Source organism: Micromonospora sp. CPCC 205539 (assembly GCF_036906815.1).
GTDB lineage: Bacteria > Actinomycetota > Actinomycetes > Mycobacteriales > Micromonosporaceae > Micromonospora.
The window spans coordinates 1-22,882 of sequence record NZ_JBAKHW010000040.1; the positions used below are offsets into that span (position 1 = coordinate 1).

A 22,882-nucleotide genomic window follows, 5' to 3' on the forward strand; every position below is an offset into this window, starting at 1 on the left:
TGATCGTGTTCATGGGGGAAGCTCCTTCGGGGGTAAGGACACCCGGGTGTGCGGGTGTGAGCACCTCGTCCGGCGCTGCAACAAGCGGGGGGAAAGTCTTCACGGCGGCCGACGGGCGGGGCCTCGTGGCGCCGGGTCCAGGTGTAACGACCGCCAGCCGGCCAACATTCCGGCCCCGGGCTCCGCGATCGGGGCCCCTCAGGCCAAGGCCAGTGTGCGGGGGCGGGCCGGCCCTGCGGGCTCTGCCATCCGGCCCTTCGCGGGGCGGTCCTGCGATCGTCAGGGTATGTAACGACCCCGGCCCGGCCACGATTCCGCCCCACGAGTGCACCCGGTCACATGACGAACCCACCCATACCGGATACTCGGCACACGATCGCCCGACCGGCATGGGTCAAACCCGCCACCATGGGCATGATCGACTCGGGATCGGTGATGTCGGGGTATCGGGGACGGGCGGATACCGCGACATCACCGATACCGAGTCGATCACGGGGGGACACCGGCCCGATGCGCCGCTCACGCGAGGGACACCGGTCCGAGGCGTCGCTCACGCGAGGGACACCGACCCGAGGCGCCGCTCACGGCGTAGGCGGTCACGCAAGGTCGTGCTCGATCCAGGTTCCAGTGGCATCGCCACGGCAGTGAGGCCACTACATCCAGGATCGAGCGCGATCGTGGACGCGACCCGGCCAAGATCTGCACAACTTCAGGGATAGTGCTGCCTCGGGAGCGTCGGAGGCAGCAACATCCCCGAAGTTGCGCGGATCTCCGCGCTCACCCAGCGAGGCGGGAGCGGACCTTCGCGGCGCAGTCGTCCAGCACCGACTGCGCGTCCAGTCCCAGGCTCTCGATTGCCACCAGCGCCGTGAAGGCGACGTCGGCCAACTCCGCCGCCACGTCCGCACGGGTGTGGGTGACGCCCTTGCGCGGGTTCTGCCCGAGCAGACCGATCCAGGCGGCCGACGCCTCCCCCGCCTCCTCGGTCAGCTTGAGGATGCGACAGGTCAACTCCGTCTGCCCGCTGCCGTTCGCCGCGTCCAGCCAGCCGCGCGACGCGCGGGCCGCTTCCCAGATCGACTCGTCCACGGCGACCAGTCAACCTGAGCGGCCCGGTCGATCGTCCGCCGGGTGGCAGCGGCACGGGTGGTCTGACCGGCCGGACAGTCGAAGCTGACCAGCAGGTCAGCTCGGCCATTGACACTGGTCGACGGCGGTCCTAGGTTCAGGACGCTACCGGCCGGTAGACAACCGTCCCGCCTGGTCGCCCCCCGGGCGACATCCGTCCGATGGGGAGCATCGATGTTGTCCGCACCCTTCCGTACACTGCGCCGTCTGCTCGCGTCCACCGCGACCCTCACCCTTGCGATCGGGCTGGCCGGCGCGGCCCCGACCAGCGCCGCCGACCGCGACCCCGGGGGCGGTCTGCCGCTGCCCGGGTACACCATCGAAAATCCGCCGCTGGCGCCGTTGGTCGTGGCCGGCAAACCGACGACCGTACGCCAGGGGGTGCACCGCCACGCCGGGTACATCATCGAGGTCCCCGCCCGGTGGAACGGCGAGCTGGTGATGTGGGCGCACGGCTACCGGGGCCAGGGCATGGTGCTCTCGCCCGAGCAGCCCGGCTTCGGCCTGCGCCAGCGGCTGCTCGAGCAGGGGTACGCCTGGGCGTCGTCCTCCTACGACCGCAACGGCTTCAACATCCGCTCCGGAGTCCTGGGCACCCGTGACCTGGCCGACCATTTCGGACGGACGGTGCGCCATCCGCACCGCACCTACCTGGCGGGCGTGTCGATGGGTGGGTACATCATCGGCCGTTCGCTGGAGCAGTATCCGGGCTTCTACGACGGCGCGCTGCCCATGTGCGGAGTGCTCGGCGACCAGACGCTGATGGACTTCTACCTCGACTACAACCTGGCCGCGCAGGCCCTCGCCGGGATACGGGCCTACCCCGTGCCAGCCGACTACCTGAGCGACGCGGCGCCCCGGATCCAGGTGGCGCTCGGCCTGGCCGGGCTCACTCCCACCGGCCCGGACACCACCAACGACCGGGGCAAGCAACTGCGGGCGATCACGGTGAACCGTTCGGGCGGGCCTCGCCCGGGCGCGGATGCCGCGTTCGCGGTCTGGAAGGACTTCCTCTTCTCGATCAGCGTGCCCACCGGGAGCGGCGACTCCCCCGCCCAACGGCCCGGGCAGCTCTCCACCAACCTGCTCACCCGCTACACCCCGAACAGCCCGGTCAACGTGAACACCACGGTGCAGCGGGTCGCACCGGAGAACATCTGGCAACGGCTCCTGCCCACGCTGACCGAGGTGCCGCAGATCGCCGGCCGTCCCACCGCGCCGGTGCTCAGCCTGCACGACCTCGGGGACATGTTCGTGCCGTTCAGCATGGAGCAGACGTACGCCACCGACGTGGCCCGCAACGGTCGCAGCCGGCTGGTGGTGCAGCGGGCCATCCGGGCCGCGCAGCACTGCGAGTTCAGCCCGGCCGAAGCCGGCGCGGGCTGGGACGATCTGGTGTCCTGGGTACGCGGCGGCGCTCGCCCGGCCGGTGACACGGTGACCGACCCGGCGGTGGTGGCCCGACCCGACTACGGCTGCCGGTTCAGCGACCGGGCCGCGCATGCCGCCGGCGTCGGCACCCGCCGCCTCTACGCTGCCTGCTGATCAAACGGAACCCCCGTCGACGGCTCGGCGAACAGTCGTCGACGGGGGCAGCGCACGGGCCACAATCGACGGTAGACACATTGACCATGACGAACACCCTCGACCGTCGTACCCTCCTGCGGCTGGCCGGCGCCTCGGCCGGCACCGCCGTGCTGGCCGGCGCCGCCCTCGCCGGCGGCAGCCCGGCCCACGCGGCCGAAGGCCCCTTCCTGCACGGGGTGGCCTCCGGTGACCCGTTGACGGACGGCGTCCTGCTCTGGACCCGGTTGACCCCCACCCCCGAGGCACTGCCCGGCACCGGCGTTGGCCCCGAGGTGGACGTGACCTGGCAGGTCGCCGTCGACCCCGATTTCACCACGGTGGTGGCCACGGGGACACAGCACACCGGTCCGGCCCGGGACCACACGGTGAAGGTGGCGGTGAGTGGGTTGGCGCCGGCAACCACCTACTGGTACCGGTTCGGCCACGCCGGCGGCTGGTCGTCGGCCGGCCGCACGATGACCGCGCCGCCGCTCGACGCGGAGATCGACCGGCTGCGCCTCGGCGTGGTGTCGTGCGCGAACTGGGAGGCCGGGTTCTTCGCGGCGTACCGGCATCTGGCCGAGCGCGGCGACCTCAACCTGGTGGTGCACCTGGGCGACTATCTTTACGAGTACGGCAGCGGCGAGTTCGACGCGGGTGGCACGGTGGTCCGCGCGGTGCAGCCGACGCACGAGGTCCTCACCCTCGCCGACTACCGGATCCGGCACGCGCACTACAAGACCGACCCGGACCTGCAGGCGCTGCACGCGGCGCTGCCCTGGGTGATCACCTGGGACGACCACGAGGTGGCCAACGACCAGTGGTCCGGCGGCGCGGAGAACCACACTCCGGGGACCGAGGGTGCGTTCGCTGACCGGCTCGCGGCGGCCCGGCAGGCGTACCTGGAATGGATGCCGGTCCGCGCCGGCACGGATGGCGCCATCTACCGGCGGCTCCGTTTCGGGCGGCTCGCCGAGCTTTCCATGCTGGACCTTCGGACGTACCGCTCGCAGCAGGCGTCCGGTACGGCGGTGGACGACCCGGGACGCACCATCACCGGGGACACGCAGATGTCCTGGCTCAAGGCCGGCCTGGCGACGTCCGACGCGCGGTGGAAGCTGGTCGGCAATCCCGTGATGATCGCCCGGGTGGACGTGGGCGCGCTACCCGCCTGGCTGCTCGGTCCGCTCGGCACGCTGCTCGGCATCCCGCAGAACGGGGCGGTGCTCAACGCCGACCAGTGGGACGGCTACAACGCCGACCGCAACGAGTTGGTCGACCACCTGCGGGCCACCGCCACCACCGATGTCGTGTTCCTCACCGGCGACATCCACACCTCATGGGCCAACGAGGTGACCACCCGGTCGACCGGCCAGAACAACCCGGCCGCCGCCGAGTTCGTGGTGCCCTCGGTGACCAGCGACAACGTCAACGACTTTCTCGGCCTTCCGGCCGGCAACCCGCTCAGCCTGTTGGGAGCCGGGCTGCTGCGCTCGACGAACCCGCACGTCCGCTGGACCGAACTGGACGGGCACGGGTACGGCGTGTTGGAGGTGACCCGGCAGCGTTGCCGGATGGACTGGTACCACCTGGCCGACCGGACCCGCGCGGCCAGCACCAGCCGCTGGGTCGCCGGCTGGTCGGTGGGTGCCGGCTCGGCGAAGCTGCGCAAGGAGTCCACGCCACTGGCATGATCTCGGGTACGACAACGCCGGCCGGCCCCCGATGTGGGAGCCGGCCGGCGCGCGGTCGTACGTGTGTCACCAGAGCTGCTGGACGACGTCCGCCGCCTGCTCCTCCCACTGCGCGTACGCGTACGGGAAGGCGGAGACCTGGACGGTCTGCGCTGCGGCGGTCAGCGGCAGGTCCTGCCAGCCGCCCACGTTCTTCAACGCGCCGAAGAACGCCGAGGCCGCGTAGTCCGGGTCGGTGACCTGCTCGGGCGTGCCCCAACCGGACGACGGACGCTGCTGGAACAGGCCCTGCGAGTCGTGGTCGTTGTACGCGCCGAGGTGGCCGAGGTTGTACAACTTCGACTCCTGCAACGAGGTGGCGACGCCGATCACCGCGCCTCGGTCGCCGACGCCGGTCTTCTTGGCCGCGTTGACGATCGCCCGGGCGTTGGCGAGCTGCGCGTCGTCGAGCGGGATGCGCGACTGGGCGCCCTCGATGCCGTGCGGGATCAGCTCGGCGCGGCTCGGCTTGCCGGCCGGCGGCTTGCCGGTGGCGGAGCCGGTGGTCAACCCGGACTCGATGGGCTGCTCGTCCTGGTGGGCGGTGGTGGTGGCCTTGCCGGTGGCGCGCTCGATCGCGGCGACGGCGCCCTGGTGCGGCCCGGAGGTGACCGGGGCGGCGACCGCGGTCGGCCCGAACGCCAGGCCGCCGAGGGCGGCCACACCCAACACGCTCAGCGCGGTCTTACGGTACGAATCCTTAGCGATGGCGGGGAGCCGTCGAGTGAAGTCGACCTTCACGAAGGTGGCCCTCTCGATCGTGCGGAGCGCTCCGGGGTGAACACTCCTCGGGAGATGAACCGCGGAGAGAGTTTGGGCTCCAGCGGTACGGGGGACACAACGAGGTTGCCCTGTCGGACATTCCGGAATTGCCCACTGCCCGGACAGCGTGCGGTCCTGGTCACTCCGGGGAATCTCGCCGGCCGCTCGGCGGATGAGCCACGTCGGACAGCGGCGCCGGAGGGTGACATTCAGGCCAGCACCGACCTCCCGCCCACTCCCCTTGCTCTGCTTAACTCGACGCAACAGTCACGGTCGGTAAAGAGGGGACGGGGCCTCAACGCCGGCATGAATCGCGGACCCGCAGCTCAGCCGCTGTTGCGTCCGTTGAAGCAGAGCAAAGGACCCGACCCGGGGAGGTGGTCGGCCGGCCGGGCGGATCAGCGGGGCACGGTCGGTCACATTCTCCCTTCGGCCAAGGAACCCGGACACGACCCGGACACGCCGGGCGATTGGGGACGTCAGGGAACGCGCGGTACGCCGTACCGAACCAGGACATGCCAGAGCTGCTTGAGGTGTTGCAAGGTGTCCGTGATCGGCCCTCGGTCGGCCCAGCGGGCCGGCTCCGTGACCACCGAGGCCGCGGCCCGGCCGATCAGCGCGGCGTCGACCGGCGCACCGGGCCGGGAGAACTCCCGGTGCAACCGAGCTGCCAGCACCGGAATGGCCGGGCCCCGGAAGACCGGATCGACCCGCTCGACCGGTAGCACGAAACCGGGATGCCGCTCCAGCGGGAAGCCGTGGCGTCGGGCGATCAGCTCGAGGGTCGCGCCGACCGGTGTTCCGTCGAAGGACGGGTCCACCACCAGCGCCTCGACGTCCCGAGCAAGGTCGAGGGTGCCGTGGATCTGGGCCTCCACATAGTCGTCCAGCGCTCGACCCATGGCCGGTGGCGTGGCCGGGGCAACCGGCGCGCACAGCGTCCGTGCCACGGTGCCGACGTCCATACCGGCACGGCCCAGGCACTCCCCGGTGTCGACGGTGCTGGTCATGAGCGCGGCGAGCACCGGCTCGAACGCGTCGGCAGTGCCGTTGGCCCGGGGCCCGAGGTGGCTGTCACCGTGGCAGAACGTCGCGCGGGCCAGCACCGCCGGGCGCAGCCGCAGGTGACAGGAGCCGAAGCGGGGACAGGCGCCGTCCGGGTGGTCGAGCAGGTTCAGACCGCCGTACGTGGGCCGGTCCGCCGGCAGCACGCCCGCGCGCTGGTACGCGCCGTCGAACAGGAGTCGCTCCCAGCGGTCCCGATCACCCCCGGGGTACGCGGTGAGGCCACCGTTGGAGATGCCGGTGACGAACTGGCTGCGGTACACCCCGTCGGCGGCCAGAGCGTCGGCGACCGTCCGCCCGTCGACGCTCGGCCGGTCGGGGTGGAAGTTGACCGTCAGCCGCCCGGACGCGACGACCCCGGCGAGCAGGTGCTCCGGCCGATCGTCGACGTCGGCGTCGGCAAGCTCGCGGGCGATGGCCGCCAGCGCGGTGGGACGCTCGGTGAGTGCCACCGACCGCACGTACGCCAACGCCGCCGTCTGCGCCGGAGTGAGCGGATCGGCCGTCATCCCGCCTGGTCCTCCGGCGTACGCAGCTCCTCGAAGATGGTGATCTGGAGGTCGGCCGGCGCGTCCAGGCGGGAGTTGAGCGACTGCCAGGGCGTACGGGTGGGCGGCGCGATCTCGTGCGCCCCGGCGGCGACCAGCCGGGCCGTCGTCTCCCGGGCGTCGTCCACCTCGAAGGCCACCCGGATCCGGGGTGCGACCTGCCGGCCCACCTCGACCTCGTCGATCATGCGCTTCTGCGCCGGATTCGCGATTTCCAGGGTGGCCCGGCCGGCGTCCAGGATCACCACCCGAGCGTCCCCGTCGCCGGTGAACGCCGCCTGCTCAGGCAGGCCGAGCGCGTCGCGGAAGAACGCGACCGCGGCCTCGTGGTCGGCCGCCTCCACCACGAGGCGCAGTTGACGGACGACGGGTGCGGGGTGCTCGGCGGACATGCGCCGGATCCTAGTGCCGACCGGGCCAGTGGGCGGACCGAGTTTTCAGTGCCCTCGGGCCAGCCATTCCTCCAGGTGCGGGGCCTCGGCGCCGATCGTCGTGTCGTCGCCGTGCCCGGTGTGGACGACCGTCTGCGCCGGCAGGGTGAGCAGGCGGTGACGGATCGAGTGGATGATCGTGTCGAAGTCGCTGTACGAGCGACCGGTCGCCCCCGGGCCACCGGCGAAGAGGGTGTCACCGGTGAACACCACGCCCAGATCCGGAGCGTGGAAGCTGCACGCGCCGGGGCTGTGCCCCGGAGTGTGCAGCACCAGCAGCGTCGTGCCGGCCACGTCGATGCCCTGCCCGTCGTACAGCTCGCCGTGCGGCGGCAGCTGGGGGTGCACCAGATCCCAGAGCACCCGGTCGGCGGCGTGCACCAGCACCGGCGCCCCGGTGGCCTCGGCCAGCTCGGGCGCCACCCGCACGTGGTCGTCGTGGGCGTGGGTGGCCAGGATCGCCCGAACCTGCCGGTCACCCACCAGCGCGAGGATCGCGGCCACGTCGTGCGGCGCGTCGACGATGACGCACTCGCTGTCGTCGCCGAGCACCCAGACGTTGTTGTCCACGTCGAACGTCTGCCCGTCGAGCGAGAACGTGCCCGAGGTGACCACGTGGTCGATCCGCGCGGTCACGGGAACACCACCACCGAGCGGAGCACGTCGCCGCGGTGCATCCGGTTGAACGCCTCCTCGACCTGGTCGAGCGCGATCTCCTCGGTGACGAACGCGTCCAGGTCGAGCCGGCCCTGCAGGTACAGCTCGGTGAGCATCGGGAAGTCCCGGCTGGGCAGGCAGTCGCCGTACCAGCTGGACTTGAGGGCACCACCGCGGCCGAAGACGTCCAGCAGCGGCAGCTCGACGGTCATCTGCGGAGTCGGCACACCCACCAGCACCACCGTGCCGGCCAGGTCCCGGGCGTAGAACGCCTGCTTCCACGTCTCCGGCCGGCCCACCGCGTCGATCACCACGTCGGCGCCGAAGCCGCCGGTGGCGGCGCGGATAGCCTCCACCGGGTCGGTCTCGGAGGCGTTGACGGTGTGGGTGGCACCGAACTGTCGGGCCCAGTCCAGCTTGCGGGAGTCGGTGTCCACGGCGACGATCGTCGTGGCGCCGGCCAGCACCGCCCCGGCGACCGCGGCGTCCCCGACACCGCCGCAGCCGATCACCGCGACCGAGTCGCCGCGGGTCACGTTGCCGGTGTTCATCGCCGCGCCCAGCCCGGCCATCACACCGCAGCCGAGCAGCCCCACCGCGGCGGGTCGGGCGGCCGGGTCCACCTTGGTGCACTGTCCGGCGTGGACCAGGGTCTTCTCCGCGAACGCGCCGATGCCCAGTGCCGGGGCCAACTCGGTGCCGTCGGTGAGGGTCATCCGCTGGCTGGCGTTGTGGGTGGCGAAGCAGTACCAGGGGCGGCCCCGACGGCAGGCCCGGCAGACACCACAGACCGCCCGCCAGTTGAGCACCACGAAGTCGCCCGGGGCGACGTCGGTGACGCCCTCCCCCACCTGCTCGACGATGCCCGCAGCCTCGTGACCGAGCAGGAACGGGTAGTCGTCGTTGATGCCACCCTCGCGGTAGTGCAGGTCGGTGTGGCAGACGCCGCACGACTGGATCCGGACGATCGCCTCACCGGGCCCCGGATCGGGCACCACGATGGTGGTGATCTCGACCGGTGCGCCCTTACTACGGGAGATGACTCCCCGGACTTCCTGGCTCACTTCGCCTCCTGCTGATGGTGTGCGCGACCCAGGCGAACCTACCGCGATCAACCCGGCCGGCCCAGTCGGCCGCCTGGCGGGTTATCGCTGGCCGCGCCGGGTACGCGGGCCACATTCGGACCACGACCACCGGGAGTGACCATGAAGCTCGCACACCTGCCGCTGCGGGTCAGCATCGGCGCGTTCATCCTCAACTCGGGTCTGGGCAAACGAAACTTGGAGGGCGGTGCCGCGGAGGGTCTGCACGGCATGGCCGTCGGGGCCGTACCGCAGCTCAGTCGGTTGGAGCCGGCCCGCTTCGCCAAGCTGCTGTCGTACACCGAGGTCGCACTGGGGGCCGCGCTGCTCGCGCCGTTCGTCCCGGCCCCGCTGGTCGGTCTCGGCCTGACGGCGCTCGGCGCGGGCCTGGTGCAGCTCTACCTCAAGACGCCGGGGATGCGCGAGGCGGGCAGTCTGCGCCCGACCCAGCAGGGCATCGGGCTGGCCAAGGACTCCTGGCTGCTCGGCGCCGGGCTGACTCTGGTGCTGGAAGGGTTCACCCACGGCCGCCGAAGCCTCTGACCTGCCACGGGGTCGCTATCGTGTGAGCGACCCGGCGGCCGGCCTGAGGAGCAGCGTTGACCCACCCCCCTTCCGTGCGGCCGTTCTACCGGCCGATGAGGCCTCGTCGCCGGGACGAGCCGCACCGCACGGCCACGCCGCTGGAACTCTTCTTCGACCTCTGCTTCGTGGTGGCCGTGGCGCAGGCCGCCGGCAGCCTGCACCACGACGTCTCCGAGGGCCACCTCGGCCACGCCGTGTCCAGCTACCTGATGGTGTTCTTCGCGATCTGGTGGTCGTGGATGAACTTCACCTGGTTCGCCTCGGCCTACGACACCGACGACGACGTCTACCGGATCACCACCCTGGTGCAGATCGCCGGTGCGCTGATCATCGCCGCAGGCGTGCCCCGCGCGTTCACCGACGGCGACTTCACCGTGATCACCTACGGGTACGTGGTGATGCGGCTGGCCGCCGTCGTGCACTGGATTCGGGCGGCCGCCGGCGACCCGGCGCACCGGGCGGCGGCCCGCCGGTACGCGATCGGCGTGACCGTCCTGCAGGTCGGCTGGCTGCTGCGACTGACCCTGCCCGACGGCTGGGGCGAGGTGGCGTTCCTCGCGTTGGCGCTGGCCGACGTGCTGCTGCCCGCGGTGGCGGAACGCCCCGGCATGACGCCGTGGCACCCGCGGCACATCACCGAGCGTTATTCGCTGTTCACCCTCATCGTGCTCGGCGAGGCGGTGCTGTCCATCTCGGTGGCGATCCAGACCGGGCTGGACGCCGGGGACCACGGTCTCTGGTCGCTCGCGGCGGCCGGGGCGGTCATCGTGTTCGCGCTCTGGTGGCTCTACTTCGACCGCCCGGTGCAGGCACCCGACCACATGCCCTACTCGCTGATCTGGGGCTACGGCCACTACTTCATCTTCACGGCGGTCGCCGCGGTCGGTGCTGGACTGGTCGTGGTGGCCGACCACGAGCGGCACATCGGGCACATCTCCGGGGTCGCCGCAGGCTACGCGGTGGCCGTCCCGATCGCCGTCTACCTGCTCGCCGTCTGGTTGCTGCACGTCCGCCCGCTGCAGCGCGGCGCGGTGGTCGTGGCCTTCCCGGTGGTCGCGCTGCTGGCGTTGCTCGCGCCGCTGGGCCCGGTGCCGGTGCACGTGCTCGCGCTGCTGCTGTTCGCCCTGGTGACGCTGACCGTGTTGCTGCGCCAGCGCGACGTCCGGCCGAGCTCGCAGCGGGCCAGCGCCGAGCCGCTCTGACCTCACCCCGCGCCATCGCGGACCCGGCCGGTTGGTTCAGGCTGAGTCCCGGGCCACCTCGACGGCCGGCGCCGAAGCGTCCGACACCGGGGCCGGCGACGCCGGGCTGACCGACGCCGGCGCGGCCGGTGCCGGTCGGACGACGCCCCGGTTCAGACCGGTGACCAGCAGCCGGTTGTACGAGGCGGGCAGCAACCGGGCCAGCAGGTCGGGCAGCTTCGCCGACCAGCCGATCAGGACCCGGCCCCGGCGCCGCTCGACGCCCCGCAGGATCACCTCGGCGGCGCGCTCCGGCGCGATGGTCAGCAGCTTCTCGAACTGCGCCCGGCCGGCCGCGTACTCCTCGTGCGAGACGCCGCTGCCGATCCGGGCGTTCTCGGTGATCCGGGTACGGATCCCGCCGGGGTGCACCGACGTCACCCCGATGCCGTCGTCGACCAGCTCGTGGCGTAGGGCCTCGGTGAAGCCGCGTACCGCGAACTTGCTGGCCGAGTACGCGGTCTGCCCGGCGGGCGCGATCAGCCCGAACAGACTGGAGACGTTGACCAGGTGCGCGCCCGGCTCCGCCTTGAGGGTGGGCAGCAGCGCGTGGGTCAACTGCACGACGGCCCGGAAGTTGATGTCGATCACCCAGCTGAACTCGTCGAACGTCACCTGGTCGAAGCGGCCACCGAGGCCCACACCGGCGTTGTTCACGAGCAGTCGGACCCGTGGGTGCCGCTGACCGATCTCGGCGGCCACCCGGGCGGTGGCCGCCGCGTCGGCGAGGTCCACCAGGTAGGTGTGCAGCTGACGGTCGGGGTGTGCGGCACGGATCGCGGCGCGGACCGCGTCCAGCCGATCGGCGTCGCGGTCCAGCAGGACCAGGTCGCTGCCGCGGTCGGCCAGTGCGTGCGCCAGCGCCGCACCGATACCGCTGGCCGCGCCGGTGACCACGGCCGTCGCACCGGCGAACTCGAACCTCTGCACGATCGGTGCTCCTCTCTCGGCGGATCCCGGCGACCTGGCCGGGAGGGTACGGGGACGGGCCGCTCAGTTGGCCGGCGGCGCGGCCGGCGCGGTGGCCGCGGGCACGCCGCGAGCGTGGCCGAACCGCACACCCTCGTCGGTGAGTCGGCCGTGCCGCATCAGCAGCACGTCACGGGCGTAGTTCTGATGGAGTCGCCACGGCGCGGTCGCACCCTGCTTGGGCAGCGCGTCGACGCTGCGCAGCACGTACCCCGAGCGCAGGTCGATGAGCGGCACCAGCTCGCCGCCGGGCGGTGGGAGCGGGGTGACGACCTGCTGGCCGGTGCGGTCCAGGTGGCGCAGCAGCCGGCAGACGTACCCGGCGACCAGGTCGGCCTTGAGCGTCCACGAGGCGTTGGTGTAGCCGATGGTCATCGCGAAGTTCGGCACGCCGGAGAGCATCATGCCCTTGTAGGCGACGGTGCTCGCCAGGTCGACGTCGGCGCCGTCCACGGTGAGCGTCATGCCGCCGAGGGCGAGCAGGTTGAGGCCGGTGGCGGTGACCACGATGTCGGCCGCCAGCTCGTCGCCGGAGGCCAGCCGGACGCCGTGCGCGGTGAACGTGTCGATGGTGTCGGTGACCACCGACGCGGAGCCCTGCTGCACGACGGTGAACAGGTCGCCGTCGGGCACCACACAGAGCCGCTGGTCCCATGGGTTGTAGCGGGGCGAGAAGTGCCGGTCGATGTCGTAGCCGACCGGCAGTCGGCCCTTCGCGGCCCGACGCAGCAGCCGTTTCACCAGGCTGGGCGCGCGCCGGCTGAGCTGGAAGTTGACGGTGGACAGCAGCACGTTCTTCCAGCGCACCACCGGATACGCGGCCTTCGCCGGCAGCCAGCGCCGCAACGCGTCGGCCAGCACGTCACGGGAGGGCAGGGCGATGACGTACGTGGGTGAGCGCTGGAGCATGGTCACGTGGGCGGCCCGCTCGGCCATCGCCGGCACCAGGGTGACCGCCGTGGCGCCGCTGCCGATCACCACCACCTGCTTGCCGGTGTGGTCGAGGTCGTCCGGCCAGTGCTGCGGGTGCACGAGCCGACCGGTGTACGCCTCGACGCCCGGCAGGGGCGGCGTGTAGCCCTCGTCGTAGCGGTAGTAGCCCGAGCAGGCGAAGAGGAACGAGCAGGTCAGCACCACGGTCTCGGCGGTGTCGGTGCGCTGCGCGTGCACCGTCCAGCGGGCGGTGCCGCTGTCCCATTCGGCGCGGAGCACCCGGTGTCGGAAGCGGATGTGCCGCTGCACGTCGTGCTCCCGGGCGGTCTCCCGGACGTACTCCCGGATGGCCTCGCCGTCGGCGATGGCCTTCGGGTTGGTCCACGGCTTGAACGAGTAGCCCAGGGTGAACATGTCCGAGTCGGACCGGATGCCCGGGTAGCGGAACAGGTCCCAGGTGCCGCCGATCGCGTCGCGCGCCTCGAGCACCGCGTACGTCTTGTCGGGACACTCACGACGGAGGTGGCAGGCGGCGCCGATGCCGGAGAGGCCGGCTCCGATGATGAGCACGTCGACGTGGTCGGAGGTCATGGCCTTCCTCCATCCGGGGCAGTGGACGGACACTATCCAGCCCCGCCGATGCCCGTCAACACCCTGTCGAGTCCATCGACACCCTGTCGAGTTCGGGTAACATCAGCGGCCATGACGACCGCCCGTACCGGTGCCGCGAGAGCGACCCCGCGCGGACGCCGCGCGGCCCGATCCACCGGCGACGACCGGGAGACGGCGATCCTGGCCACCGCCGAGCGGCTGCTGGAGCAGCGGGCGTTCGCCGACATCTCGATCGACGACCTGGCGCGCGGTGCCGGCATCTCCCGGCCGACGTTCTACTTCTACTTCCCATCCAAGGACGCGGTGCTGCTGACCCTGCTCGACCGGGTCACCGAGGAGGCCGACGCGGCCGCCGGGGACGTGCTGGTCCGGCTCGCCGAGGACCCCCGGGCCCGGTGGCGGGAGCTGATCCACCGGTTCCACGAGACGTTCGGCGCGCACCGCGCGCTGGTGCTTGCCTGCGCGCAGGTGCGCGGCACGAACGCGGAGGTACGCCGGCTCTGGGCGGCCGTGCTGGAGCGCTGGGTGCAGGCCATAGAGGCGGCCATCGAGGCGGAACGGCGACGCGGCGCGGCCCCGGACGGTCTGCCCGCCCGGGACCTCGCCATCGCGCTCAACTCGATGAACGAGCGGGTCTGGTACGCCACCTTCGCCGGCGACGGCCCGGCCGTCGCCGAGCGGGACGTGGTGGACGTGCTGCTCGACCTCTGGATGGCCGGCATCTACCGCGACACCGCTCCCCCGCCGTCGCCCTGACCTACTCCGCGGCCTTGGTAGACGTCATGATCCAGTTGGTCTCCCAAGTCTGCTCGCCGTCGACGGAGAACGCCTGCTCCCAGCGGGCCGTCGTCGCGGTGATGTCCGACCAGATGAACCGGCACCGGACCGGTCGCCCCTCGTGCTGGTCGTCGGCGTAGAAGCGGCCGACGCCGTCGACGAAGCGGCCCACCATCGGCGGCTGCTCCAACTCGCCGCGCTCGCTGTTCATCCAGTAGATCGACCACTCCTCGCGCTTCGGATCGAAGATCCTGATCGTGGCGCCCGCCGAACCCTTGGTCGGGAAGGTGACCTCGTCGAAGTTGCCGCCGCCGCCGAAGAAGCAGTGCGCGACGGAGATGCCCGGGAACTCCTCCCACTCGTCGGAGCCGACCAGCCGCTCGCGCAGCCGCCGGTTGACCACGTTCCAGGTGCCCACGTAGAAGTCGAAGTCGCCCATCAGCGGCCCACCGGCCCTTCCGCTCGAGTGTCGTTCAGATATCCAGCCAGGTCGGGATGCTCCGGCGCAAGCAGGTGCCGGACCCAGGCGGCCCGCTCGTGCTCGAGCACCGCCAGCTCCCACACGCAGCCGACGGCGGGTAGGCGTACCTCGACGAAGTGGGTCGGGTCCGCGTCCGGGCAGTCCAGCGCCGGTTGCCCGGCCGCGGCGACGCGGACCTCGAGGGCGTTGTCCCACACCCAGGTGTACGCCAGCAGATAGGCGCCGGTGTCCGCGCCGCGGTGCAGCACCACCCACCCGGCCGCCGGGGTGCCGTCGTCCGCGACCCCGGCCAGCAGGGCGGGCAGGAAGTCGTACGCGGCCTTCTCCACCTCGGCCTCGATCGGCCGCTCCGGCTGGTCTATGTGGTAGCGCTTGAGCTGGCGACCATCCACCAGAAGCGTTCCGGGCGTTCGTAGTTCCTTGTCGCGAAATGCCATGCGGGGACGGTAGAACGGGTCCCCTGACAACTAGTGTCAGTGAAGTGCGGGCTTCTCGACTTCTCTCTCTCCTGCTGCTGCTCCAGTCGCACGGCCGGCTGACCGCCACACAGCTCGCCGAGCGGCTGACCGTCTCTCCCCGGACGATCTACCGGGACGTGGAGTCGCTGCACGCCGCCGGCATCCCGCTCTACGGCGAGGCCGGGCACGCCGGCGGCTACCAACTCGTCGACGGGTGGCGCACCCGCCTGACCGGGCTGACCGCCGAGGAGGCCGACCGGCTCTTCCTGGCCGGGCTGCCCGGGCCGGCCGACGACCTGGGCTACGGCGACGTGGTGGCCGCCCTGCAACTCAAGCTGCACGCCGCGCTCCCGGCGCCGCTGCGCGACCGGGCCACCCAGCTCCAACAGCGCTTCCACCTGGACGCGCCCGGCTGGTACTCCGACGGCGACACCTCCCCCGAGCTGGCCCGCACGGCCGAGGCGGTCTGGCGGCAGCACCGCGTCGAGGTGCGCTACCGCAGCTGGGAGGGCGAGGTGACCCGGGTCCTGGAGCCGTACGGCCTGGTGCTCAAGGGCGGCCGGTGGTATCTGGTGGCCGACCGGCCCGGCCGGGGCGCACCGGCCACCTACCGGATCAACCAGATCCTCGCGCTGACCCCCCTCGATCAGGCGTTCGACCGGCCGGCCGACTTCGACCTGCCGGCCTGGTGGCGGGCGCACGTGGTGCAGTTCCGCGCCCGGCTGCACCGCGACGAGGCCACCGTGCGGCTGTCCCCGGGCGGCCGGGCGCGGCTACGGGAGGTCGGCAGCGACCCGGTGGTGGCCGCGGTGGACGCCAGCGCCGGCCCACCCGACGAGCAGGGCTGGGTGACCGCGGTGCTGCCCATCGAGTCGCTCACCCACGCCCACGGGGACCTGCTGCGCCTCGGCGCGGACGTGGAGGTGCTCACCCCGGTCGCGCTGCGCGAGCGGTTGGCCGCCACGGCTGCCGGGCTGGCCGCGCTCTACGCCCCGGCGTGATGTGGGTCGCTCACGTTGGTCGGTGGCGGGGTTCTGGGAGAGTGTGTGACCGTGGACGCTCTCTCGGTGCGGGGACTCAGCCGCAACTTCGGCAACCTGGTCGTGTTGGACGACGTGAGCTTCACGCTCCAGGCGGGCCGGATCGCGGTGGTGCTGGGCCCCAACGGCAGCGGCAAGACCACCCTGCTGCGCTGCGTGGTCGGTGCCGACCGGCCGGACGCGGGCGAGGTGCTGGTCCAGGGTCGCCGAGCCGACGAGACCGATCCTCAGGTGCGCGCGCTGGTGGCCGCCGCCCTGGACGACATCGACTTCTTCCCCGACCTGTCCGTGGTCGAGCACCTGGAGCTGGTCGCGTACGCCCACGGGGGTGACGCCGAGCCGGTCGACGAGGTCCTCGCCGAGCTGGGCCTGGAGCCGGCCCGCGACCAACTGCCGGTGACCCTGTCCAGCGGGCAGCGCCGCCGGCTGGCGCTGGCCTCCTGCTTCGTACGGCCCCGTCGGGTGCTGATCCTGGACGAGCCGGAGCAGCGCCTGGACGTCCGCGGGCGGGAGTGGCTGGCCGACCGGCTGCGCCGCGAGCGGGTCGCCGGCACCGCCGTGCTGATGGCCTCGCACGACCCGGAGCTGATCGACGCGGTGGTCGACGAGCGGATCGAGATCGGCCGGTGACCGCTGCACCCGCCACGATCGCCGAGGTGCCGGCCGGGGTGCCCTCCGCGCGGCAGGTCCGTACGCACCTGCGCCAGGCCCGCCGCCGGCATCACGATCATTCCCTCGGCGATGTGCTGGGCGACGCGTACGTCGTGGTCCTGTTCGTGGGCATGTACGGCTGGTTCGCGGTCAGCGCCAGCCGCGACCTGCTGCGCTCGCCCAGCATGGGACAGGCCGACCCGGGGGTGCGGTGGTGGCTGGCGGTCGCGGCGCTGCTGGCCGGCGCCGGTCTCGCCTGGCGCGGCCTGCGGGCGCTCGGCCCGCTGCTGGTCACCCCGGCGACGCAGAGCTGGGTGACCAGCGCGCCGGTCGACCGGCGGGCCTGGCTGGCGCCGCGCCTCGGCGTCCTGCTGACCGGCGCGGCGGCCGCCACGGCGGCGCTCGGTGCCGCCGTGGCGGCGCTGGCCGGCGTCAGCGACCTGAGCGTCCTGGGCTGGGCGGCGGCGGCCGGTGCCGGCTGGGGAGTGGCCGCGCTCGCGCTGAGCGTGGTCGCGCAGAGCAGCCCGCCCGGCCGGCGGTGGCCCGTCCTGCTGGGGGCGGTGCCGATGCTCGCCGCCGCCGTCGTCACGGGCGTCGTGGTGCTCGTCGGTCACCTCGGCGAGGGGCTGCCCCGGCCGGTGACCGCGCCGACCGTCGCGCTGGTCGCCGTCGGAGCGCCCCTCGCGGTCGCCGCCATCATCCTCGCGGTACGCGCGCTGCCCCGGGTGGACCGGGCCACCCTGACCACCGGCGCGCAGTTCGCCAACGCCGCCGCCACGGCCACCATCCTGCTCGACCCGACGATGCTGGTCAGCCTGGTGGAGAGCCGGCGCTGGCGCCGGATCGGCCGGGTCCGCAGCCGGCGCTTCCTGCCCGGCCCCGGCTGGTGGGTGCTGCTCCAGGCCGACGTCCGCCGGCTCGGCCGCCACCCCAGCGCCCTGCTGTTCTGGGCGGCGCTGATCCTCGTCCAGTACGCTGCCGCGCTCGCCCTGCCCGGGCTCGCCGGAGCCGCGCAGGTGGTGTTCGGCTACGTCGCCGCCGACCGACTGACCGGCGGGCTGCGCTCGATCAGTCGGTCGACCGGGCTGCGTCGGGCGCTCGGCGGCAGCGACAACGCGCTGCGCGCGATCCATTTGATCGTGCCGGCGGTGGGCGCGGGCCTGTGGTGGCTGCTGACCACGCCGACCGTGCACGGTGGGCCGCCCTGGCTCGCGCCCATGCTCGCGCTCGGGGTGGTGGCCGCCGCCTGGCGAGCGGCCACCCGACCACCGATCGACTACGGCGGAGCCACCGTCAACACGCCGTTCGGGATGATCCCGGTCGACCTGCTGCGCCAGGGCGCACGCGGGCCGGCGCTGCTCGCCGTGCTGGTCCTGTTCCAGATCATGCTGGGCTGACCGCCCCGCACGTCAACGGAGGTCACCGAGCGCGGCGGCGATCGTGGCGATGCCCTCTTCGAGGGTCGACGCGGTGTTCGCCGCGTAACCGAGCACCAGACCCGGGCGGTACGGCCGCTGGCAGTGCCAGGACAACGGCTGCACCTTCACACCACGCGCCAGCGCCGCCGCCGCCAGATCGGTGTCCACCAGCGCGTCGTCGAGCGTGATCACCAGGTGCAGACCGGCCGCCGCCCCGTGCACGGTCGCACCGGGCAGGTGCCGGCGGACCGCCTCGATCATCGTGTCGCGCCGACGGATGTGCCGGCGGCGCAGCAACCGCAGGTGCCGCTCGAGCGCGCCGGAGGTCATCAGCTCCGCCAGCACCAGTTGCGGCAGCGCCGCGTTGCCCAGGTCGGCGTTGCGCTTGGCGGCCACCACCGCCGCCCGGTGCCGGCTCGGCACGAGCAGCCAGCCGACCCGCAGCGCCGGGGCGAGCAGCTTGGACACGCTGCCGGTGTAGCAGACCTGCTCGGGCAGCAGCCCACGCAGCGCCGGCACCGGGGGGCGGTCGTAGCGGTGCTCGGCGTCGTAGTCGTCCTCGATGATCAGACCGCCGGCCCGAGCCCAGTCGACGAGCTGACGGCGGCGGTCGCCGTTGAGCACCACGCCGGTCGGGAACTGATGCGCGGGGGTGAGCATCACCGCGGGGAACCCGCTGGCGGCAAGCTCGTCGACCCGCAGCCCGGCCTCGTCCACCGCGATCGGTGGGGTCTCCACCCGCCAGTTGTTCAGGTGCTGCCGCACGCCGAGCGAGCCCGGGTCCTCGACCGCCACCCGGTCGATGCCGGCGAGGCCGAGCGCCTGGGCGAGCAGCCCGAGCGCCTGGGACACGCCCGCCACGATGATCACCTCGGCGGGGTCGACGACGATGCCCCGGCTGCGGGCCAGCCAGGCGGCGACGGCCCGCCGCAACGCCGGTGTGCCACACGGGTCGCCGTAGCCGAAGTCGGCCGCGACGAGGTGGCGGAGCACGGTCCGTTCGGCGCGCAGCCACTCCGCCCGGGGGAAGGCGGCGAGATCGGGTACGCCGGGAGTCAGGTCGATCTTCGCGGGCGCCGTGCGTACCGCGTCGAAGATGTCGCTGCCCGGTGCCGGCGGGAAGAGCGCGGCCGGCACCGGCGCGGCGGCCGGGGTGGGTGCCGACGTGACCACGGCGGCCGGCGCGGCGACGACCACCGTCCCGGCCCGGCCCCGGCCGGCGACGTGCCCCTCCTCGGTCAGCCGCTGGTACGCCTCGGTGACCACGCCCCGGGAGACGCCGAGGTCGGCGGCGAGCACCCGCGTGGCGGGCAGCCGGCCACCGACCGGCACCCGCCCGTCGGCGATGGCCTGGCGCAACCGGCCCGCCAGCCAGTCGGCGCGACCCCCGGGCGGCGCGTCGGCGATGGCGAGGTGCAGAAAATCCGACCCGGCGGTTATGGACCTCTCAACTGCCCTCGCTTTGGCCCTGCTCACCGGACCATCCTGCCACCAGAGTGAGCACGAGAGCGCCCCGCCAACCATCGGAGGACGACCGTGACGATCCCGTTCCTGATCACCGTGCTGATCGTGGTGATCACCCCGGGCACCGGGGTGTTCTTCACCCTCGCCGCTGGCCTGTCCCGGGGTGCCCGGGCTGGCGTGGTGGCCGCGTTCGCCTGCACGCTGGGGGTGGTGCCGCACCTGCTGGCGGCGCTGACCGGGCTGGCCGCCGTCCTGCAGGCGAGCGCGGCGGCGTTCGAGGTGGTCAAGTACCTCGGCGTCGCGTACCTGCTCTACCTGGGCTGGTCGACGGCGCGGGACCGCAGCGCCTTCGCGCCGGACACGGCGGTCGGGCCGCCCCGCTCGGCGGCCCGCGTGATCGTCTCGGGAGTGCTGGTCAACCTGCTCAACCCGAAGCCGACCCTGTTCTTCGTCGCGTTCCTGCCGCAGTTCGTCGACACCACCGCGCCGGGCTCGACCCGGTCGATGCTCGCCTGCGGCGCGGTGTTCATGCTGTTCACCTTCGTGGTGTTCAGCGGCTACGGCATCTTCGCGGCCCGGGTACGCGATCGAGTGCTGGCCCGGCCGCGCGTCACCGACTGGCTGCGCCGGTCCGTCGCCGGCACGTTCATCGCGCTCGGCGTGACGCTCGCCCTCACCGAGCGGTGACGGTCTCAGGCGGTGTCACCGGGGACGAGGTGGCGGTAGCCGGGGATCGTCTCCCCGAACCAGCCGGCGACGCTGGCCAGGCCCCGCTCGTTGAGCTGGGCGTCGTGGATCGGGTACGCCCGGTCGGCGCCCACCGCGGCGGCGAACCGGATCGCCTCGCCGAGGCGCATCCAGGACCCCTGCGCCGGCACCAGCAGGGTGTGCACCGGCGCGTCCGGCACGTGCAGCGAGTCGCCGGGGTGGTAGACCCCGTCGCCGATCACGTAGCCGAGGTTGGGACAATCGGGCTGGCCCTCGTGGATGGGGGCGTGCCGCCCACCGTGGGCGGTGACCGCGATGCCCGCCGCGGTGAAGCTCTGCCCAGCGCTCACCCGGGTCACCGGCAGCGGGGCGAGGTCGGGCAGGCGGGCGCCCTCGGGGGCGTACACCGGGACGCCCAGGCCAGCCAGGCGCAGCACGTCCACGTGGTCGGTGTGCTCGTGGGTGACCATGACGGCGTCCGCGCCGACCAGGGCACGCGGCTCGCTCCACGTGCCCGGATCGACCACCAGCACCCCGCCCTCGTGCTCGACCCGGACGCAGGCGTGGGTGAATCGGGTGATCCGCATCCGGCGACGGTACGCCCGCAATTGGGCCGGGTCGGGTCGGCGGGGCGTCCTGACGGTCGGTCTGAGCGCGCTCAGCTCAGCCGCGTGCTCGACGTCCGGACGATGTACGCGAACTGCACGCCGAATGCGACCAGCGCGACCAGCACACCCGCTGGGAGCGCCAGCCAGTGCCCAGCCCCGGCCGTCTCGGAAAGCAGGGTGACGCCGAGCCCGGCCAGCAACGCGTTGACCGTGCCGACCAGCGAGGCCGTGGTGAGCAGGAACTCCCAGCGCCCCGGTCCGGTGCCGACCAGGGTCCAGGCCGTCCGCATGCTGCCCTCGGCCGTCACCGCGTCGGAGAAGAAGTCGTGCTCGCCAGCGAACCGATGTTGGTAGTAGGCACGGATGCGCTGAATCCGGCGCAGGTCCAGCGAGTTCTCCACGGTGGTCTCGACCAACCGGAGGAAGGTCAGCACCCCGATAATCACCAGCGTCGGTAGCACCGCGCCGACGTAGGGCCGGACCACCCTGTCGTTACTGGCGACGAACCCCAGCCCGATCAGGGCGGCCGACAGCAGGGACAGGAAGATGGTGGCCCGGCCGGTGGCCTCGGCGATGGTCCCGGCGCGGGACGTCTGCAACGCGTAGTGCTCGGTGGTCAGGGCGGTGAGCAGCGCCTTCTCGCGTTCGCCGTCATCCATCCCGCCGACCCTCCGCAGCCGCCCGACCCCTCACCGTCACCCTACGAGCGGTGGAGGCGGTCCAGCCGACGAACCGGACGGTCACGAACGGGACAGCGGGCGGCACAGCACGCACGTATCCTCCGCATCTCGGTGATCGACGCTCGGCGGCGCCGCCGTCCGACGACAGAGGGGGCCGAATGCCCGGGTGGGCTGAGCGCAGCGGCCGGCAACGACGCTCCTTCGTCGTCGGTGGCGCCCTGCTCGGCATCGCCACGGCGATGCTGCTCGCCGCGTGGCTCAGCACCGGCTTCCGAAGCGACCTGCTGCTCAACCTCGGCTCCAGCGTCGTGCTCGCGGCCATCTCCTACGTCATCTTCGACCCGCTGTTCGAGGAGGCCCGCAAGGCACGGGTGCAGGAGCACCTGAGCTTCGACCGGCAGGCGTTCGTGGCGCAGCTGCACCGCGCCGGTCGCCGGGTCCGGATCCTCGACACCTGGACGATCATGTTGGAGCGGGTGCACCGCGAGGAGACGCTGCGCGCCGTCCGGGCGGCGCTCACCAACGGCGCCGAGGTGCAGTTGCTCCTGCTCGATCCGGACTGCTCCGCCGCCCAGCAGCGCTCCGAGGAACTGGAACGGGAGCGGGTGGACGTCCCCCGCTACATCCGGAGCAACCTGCGCCACCTGGCTGCCTTCGCGCACACCCTCGACCCCGCGCTGCGGCACCGGTTGCAGGTCCGGCTCTACGACGCGTCCCCGTCGATCCAGCTCTACCAGTGGGACGGCCGGGCGCTGATCTCGTTCTTCCCGATCGGGAAGCTGTCGTTCAACGTGCCGCAGCTCGAGGTGGACATGGACAGCCCGTGGGGCGGGTTCGTGCACGCCCGGTTCGAGGAGCTGTGGGAGCACGAGCAGGCCACCGTGAGCCTGGAGCGGTACGCGTCGGTCACGGTCACGCTGCGCCACGACGGCTCCGACATGATCGAGGTGCAGGTGCCGTACGTGACGGTGGACGGGCAGCACTACATCGACTGCCGCGCGTTCCGGGTCGCCCGACCGCTGACCGTACGGGCCGTCCTGCCACCCCGGCCGCCCGGCGCGACGCCGGGCGTGTTCACGCTGGCCGAGCCCGCCGAGGGCGATCATCTGCCGCCCGCCACCGTGTCCCGGCACTTCGACCAGAAGTACGGCCCCGGTGACGGGGACCGGGTGTTGCGCCGGCTCGTACCGCAGACGCCGGACGACCCGCACGGACGGTGACCCCCGGCCCGCCCGGTCGGGGTGGCGCGCGCGATGATGGCAGTGCCAGCGCGTCACCGCGCCCG

23 protein-coding genes are annotated in these 22,882 nt (G+C 72.5%); 10 read left to right on the forward strand and 13 right to left on the reverse strand.

Annotated elements, in window-relative coordinates; genetic code table 11:
* Positions 1-777: 777 nt before the first annotated feature.
* Positions 778-1,089: a MazG-like family protein gene (locus V6V47_RS26865; protein ID WP_334631157.1), complete on the reverse strand. Its 312-nt coding sequence runs from the start codon at positions 1,087-1,089 to the stop codon at positions 778-780.
* Positions 1,090-1,302: 213 nt separating this feature from the next.
* On the opposite strand from V6V47_RS26865, the gene V6V47_RS26870 reads away from it, so the two are divergent.
* Together V6V47_RS26870 and V6V47_RS26875 are read left to right on the forward strand one after the other, a co-directional pair.
* Entirely contained in the window at positions 1,303-2,673 is a 1,371-nt protein-coding gene (locus V6V47_RS26870) for an alpha/beta hydrolase family protein (protein ID WP_334631158.1), read from the forward strand.
* A gap of 86 nt (positions 2,674-2,759) precedes the next feature.
* Complete coding sequence (locus tag V6V47_RS26875; RefSeq protein ID WP_334631159.1) at positions 2,760-4,388, forward strand: alkaline phosphatase D family protein; 1,629 nt, start codon at positions 2,760-2,762, stop codon at positions 4,386-4,388.
* Positions 4,389-4,454: 66 nt separating this feature from the next.
* Here V6V47_RS26875 and V6V47_RS26880 read toward each other — a convergent pair whose 3' ends face one another.
* The 5 genes from V6V47_RS26880 to V6V47_RS26900 form a co-directional block, all read right to left on the reverse strand.
* Positions 4,455-5,168 (reverse strand): hypothetical protein, encoded by a 714-nt coding sequence (locus tag V6V47_RS26880; RefSeq protein WP_334631160.1) that lies wholly within the window; start codon positions 5,166-5,168, stop codon positions 4,455-4,457.
* Between the two features lie 500 nt (positions 5,169-5,668).
* Positions 5,669-6,763, reverse strand: coding sequence for a DUF3626 domain-containing protein (locus V6V47_RS26885; protein WP_334631161.1), 1,095 nt, complete (start codon positions 6,761-6,763; stop codon positions 5,669-5,671).
* On the reverse strand, positions 6,760-7,194 hold the full coding sequence (locus tag V6V47_RS26890; protein WP_334631162.1) for a VOC family protein: 435 nt from the start codon (positions 7,192-7,194) through the stop codon (positions 6,760-6,762). The genes V6V47_RS26885 and V6V47_RS26890 overlap by 4 nt, the downstream gene beginning before the upstream one ends.
* A gap of 45 nt (positions 7,195-7,239) precedes the next feature.
* Positions 7,240-7,869 carry an MBL fold metallo-hydrolase gene (locus tag V6V47_RS26895; protein ID WP_334631163.1) on the reverse strand — a complete coding sequence of 210 codons (630 nt, stop codon included), beginning with the start codon at positions 7,867-7,869 and terminating at the stop codon, positions 7,240-7,242.
* Positions 7,866-8,954 (reverse strand): S-(hydroxymethyl)mycothiol dehydrogenase, encoded by a 1,089-nt coding sequence (locus tag V6V47_RS26900; RefSeq protein ID WP_334631164.1) that lies wholly within the window; start codon positions 8,952-8,954, stop codon positions 7,866-7,868. The genes V6V47_RS26895 and V6V47_RS26900 overlap by 4 nt, the downstream gene beginning before the upstream one ends.
* Before the next feature lie 141 nt (positions 8,955-9,095).
* On the opposite strand from V6V47_RS26900, the gene V6V47_RS26905 reads away from it, so the two are divergent.
* Together V6V47_RS26905 and V6V47_RS26910 are read left to right on the forward strand one after the other, a co-directional pair.
* Entirely contained in the window at positions 9,096-9,515 is a 420-nt protein-coding gene (locus tag V6V47_RS26905) for a hypothetical protein (RefSeq protein ID WP_334631165.1), read from the forward strand.
* A 56-nt stretch (positions 9,516-9,571) separates the two neighbouring features.
* Positions 9,572-10,759: a low temperature requirement protein A gene (locus V6V47_RS26910; protein ID WP_334631166.1), complete on the forward strand. Its 1,188-nt coding sequence runs from the start codon at positions 9,572-9,574 to the stop codon at positions 10,757-10,759.
* Positions 10,760-10,795: 36 nt separating this feature from the next.
* On the opposite strand, the gene V6V47_RS26915 is transcribed toward V6V47_RS26910, so the two are convergent.
* Both V6V47_RS26915 and V6V47_RS26920 read right to left on the reverse strand, forming a co-directional pair.
* Positions 10,796-11,728 (reverse strand): SDR family NAD(P)-dependent oxidoreductase, encoded by a 933-nt coding sequence (locus tag V6V47_RS26915; protein ID WP_334631167.1) that lies wholly within the window; start codon positions 11,726-11,728, stop codon positions 10,796-10,798.
* 63 nt (positions 11,729-11,791) lie between these two features.
* Entirely contained in the window at positions 11,792-13,291 is a 1,500-nt protein-coding gene (locus V6V47_RS26920; RefSeq protein WP_334631168.1) for a flavin-containing monooxygenase, read from the reverse strand.
* 111 nt (positions 13,292-13,402) lie between these two features.
* Here V6V47_RS26920 and V6V47_RS26925 point away from each other — a divergent pair, with 111 nt between their 5' ends.
* Positions 13,403-14,068, forward strand: a complete 666-nt coding sequence (locus V6V47_RS26925) for a TetR/AcrR family transcriptional regulator (RefSeq protein ID WP_334631169.1) — start codon at positions 13,403-13,405, stop codon at positions 14,066-14,068.
* Position 14,069: 1 nt separating this feature from the next.
* Here the strand turns inward: V6V47_RS26925 and V6V47_RS26930 are convergent, their stop codons facing one another.
* Together V6V47_RS26930 and V6V47_RS26935 are read right to left on the reverse strand one after the other, a co-directional pair.
* Positions 14,070-14,528, reverse strand: coding sequence for a hypothetical protein (locus tag V6V47_RS26930; protein WP_334631170.1), 459 nt, complete (start codon positions 14,526-14,528; stop codon positions 14,070-14,072).
* Complete coding sequence (locus V6V47_RS26935) at positions 14,528-15,007, reverse strand: hypothetical protein (RefSeq protein WP_334631171.1); 480 nt, start codon at positions 15,005-15,007, stop codon at positions 14,528-14,530. Before V6V47_RS26935 ends, V6V47_RS26930 begins: the two co-directional genes overlap by 1 nt.
* 44 nt (positions 15,008-15,051) lie before the next feature.
* Between V6V47_RS26935 and V6V47_RS26940 the strand changes: the two genes are divergently transcribed.
* Genes V6V47_RS26940 through V6V47_RS26950 form a run of 3 tightly spaced genes read left to right on the forward strand, consistent with a single transcriptional unit; the run spans position 15,052 to position 18,116 of the window.
* Positions 15,052-16,029: a helix-turn-helix transcriptional regulator gene (locus V6V47_RS26940; protein WP_334631172.1), complete on the forward strand. Its 978-nt coding sequence runs from the start codon at positions 15,052-15,054 to the stop codon at positions 16,027-16,029.
* A gap of 45 nt (positions 16,030-16,074) precedes the next feature.
* On the forward strand, positions 16,075-16,698 hold the full coding sequence (locus V6V47_RS26945; RefSeq protein WP_334631173.1) for an ABC transporter ATP-binding protein: 624 nt from the start codon (positions 16,075-16,077) through the stop codon (positions 16,696-16,698).
* The gene (locus V6V47_RS26950) at positions 16,695-18,116 is read left to right on the forward strand and encodes a DUF6297 family protein (protein WP_334631174.1); all 1,422 of its coding nucleotides are present in this window, start codon (positions 16,695-16,697) and stop codon (positions 18,114-18,116) included. The genes V6V47_RS26945 and V6V47_RS26950 overlap by 4 nt, the downstream gene beginning before the upstream one ends.
* Positions 18,117-18,128: 12 nt before the next feature.
* Here the strand turns inward: V6V47_RS26950 and pdxR are convergent, their stop codons facing one another.
* Entirely contained in the window at positions 18,129-19,613 is a 1,485-nt protein-coding gene (pdxR, locus tag V6V47_RS26955) for a MocR-like pyridoxine biosynthesis transcription factor PdxR (RefSeq protein WP_334631175.1), read from the reverse strand.
* Between the two features lie 60 nt (positions 19,614-19,673).
* Here pdxR and V6V47_RS26960 point away from each other — a divergent pair, with 60 nt between their 5' ends.
* Complete coding sequence (locus V6V47_RS26960) at positions 19,674-20,288, forward strand: LysE family translocator (RefSeq protein ID WP_334631176.1); 615 nt, start codon at positions 19,674-19,676, stop codon at positions 20,286-20,288.
* Between the two features lie 5 nt (positions 20,289-20,293).
* Here the strand turns inward: V6V47_RS26960 and V6V47_RS26965 are convergent, their stop codons facing one another.
* Both V6V47_RS26965 and V6V47_RS26970 read right to left on the reverse strand, forming a co-directional pair.
* The gene (locus tag V6V47_RS26965; RefSeq protein WP_334631177.1) at positions 20,294-20,896 is read right to left on the reverse strand and encodes an MBL fold metallo-hydrolase; all 603 of its coding nucleotides are present in this window, start codon (positions 20,894-20,896) and stop codon (positions 20,294-20,296) included.
* Between the two features lie 71 nt (positions 20,897-20,967).
* Positions 20,968-21,576 carry a hypothetical protein gene (locus V6V47_RS26970; RefSeq protein ID WP_334631178.1) on the reverse strand — a complete coding sequence of 203 codons (609 nt, stop codon included), beginning with the start codon at positions 21,574-21,576 and terminating at the stop codon, positions 20,968-20,970.
* Positions 21,577-21,755: 179 nt separating this feature from the next.
* Here V6V47_RS26970 and V6V47_RS26975 point away from each other — a divergent pair, with 179 nt between their 5' ends.
* Positions 21,756-22,817, forward strand: a complete 1,062-nt coding sequence (locus tag V6V47_RS26975) for a hypothetical protein (protein ID WP_334631179.1) — start codon at positions 21,756-21,758, stop codon at positions 22,815-22,817.
* Positions 22,818-22,882 lie beyond the last annotated feature (65 nt).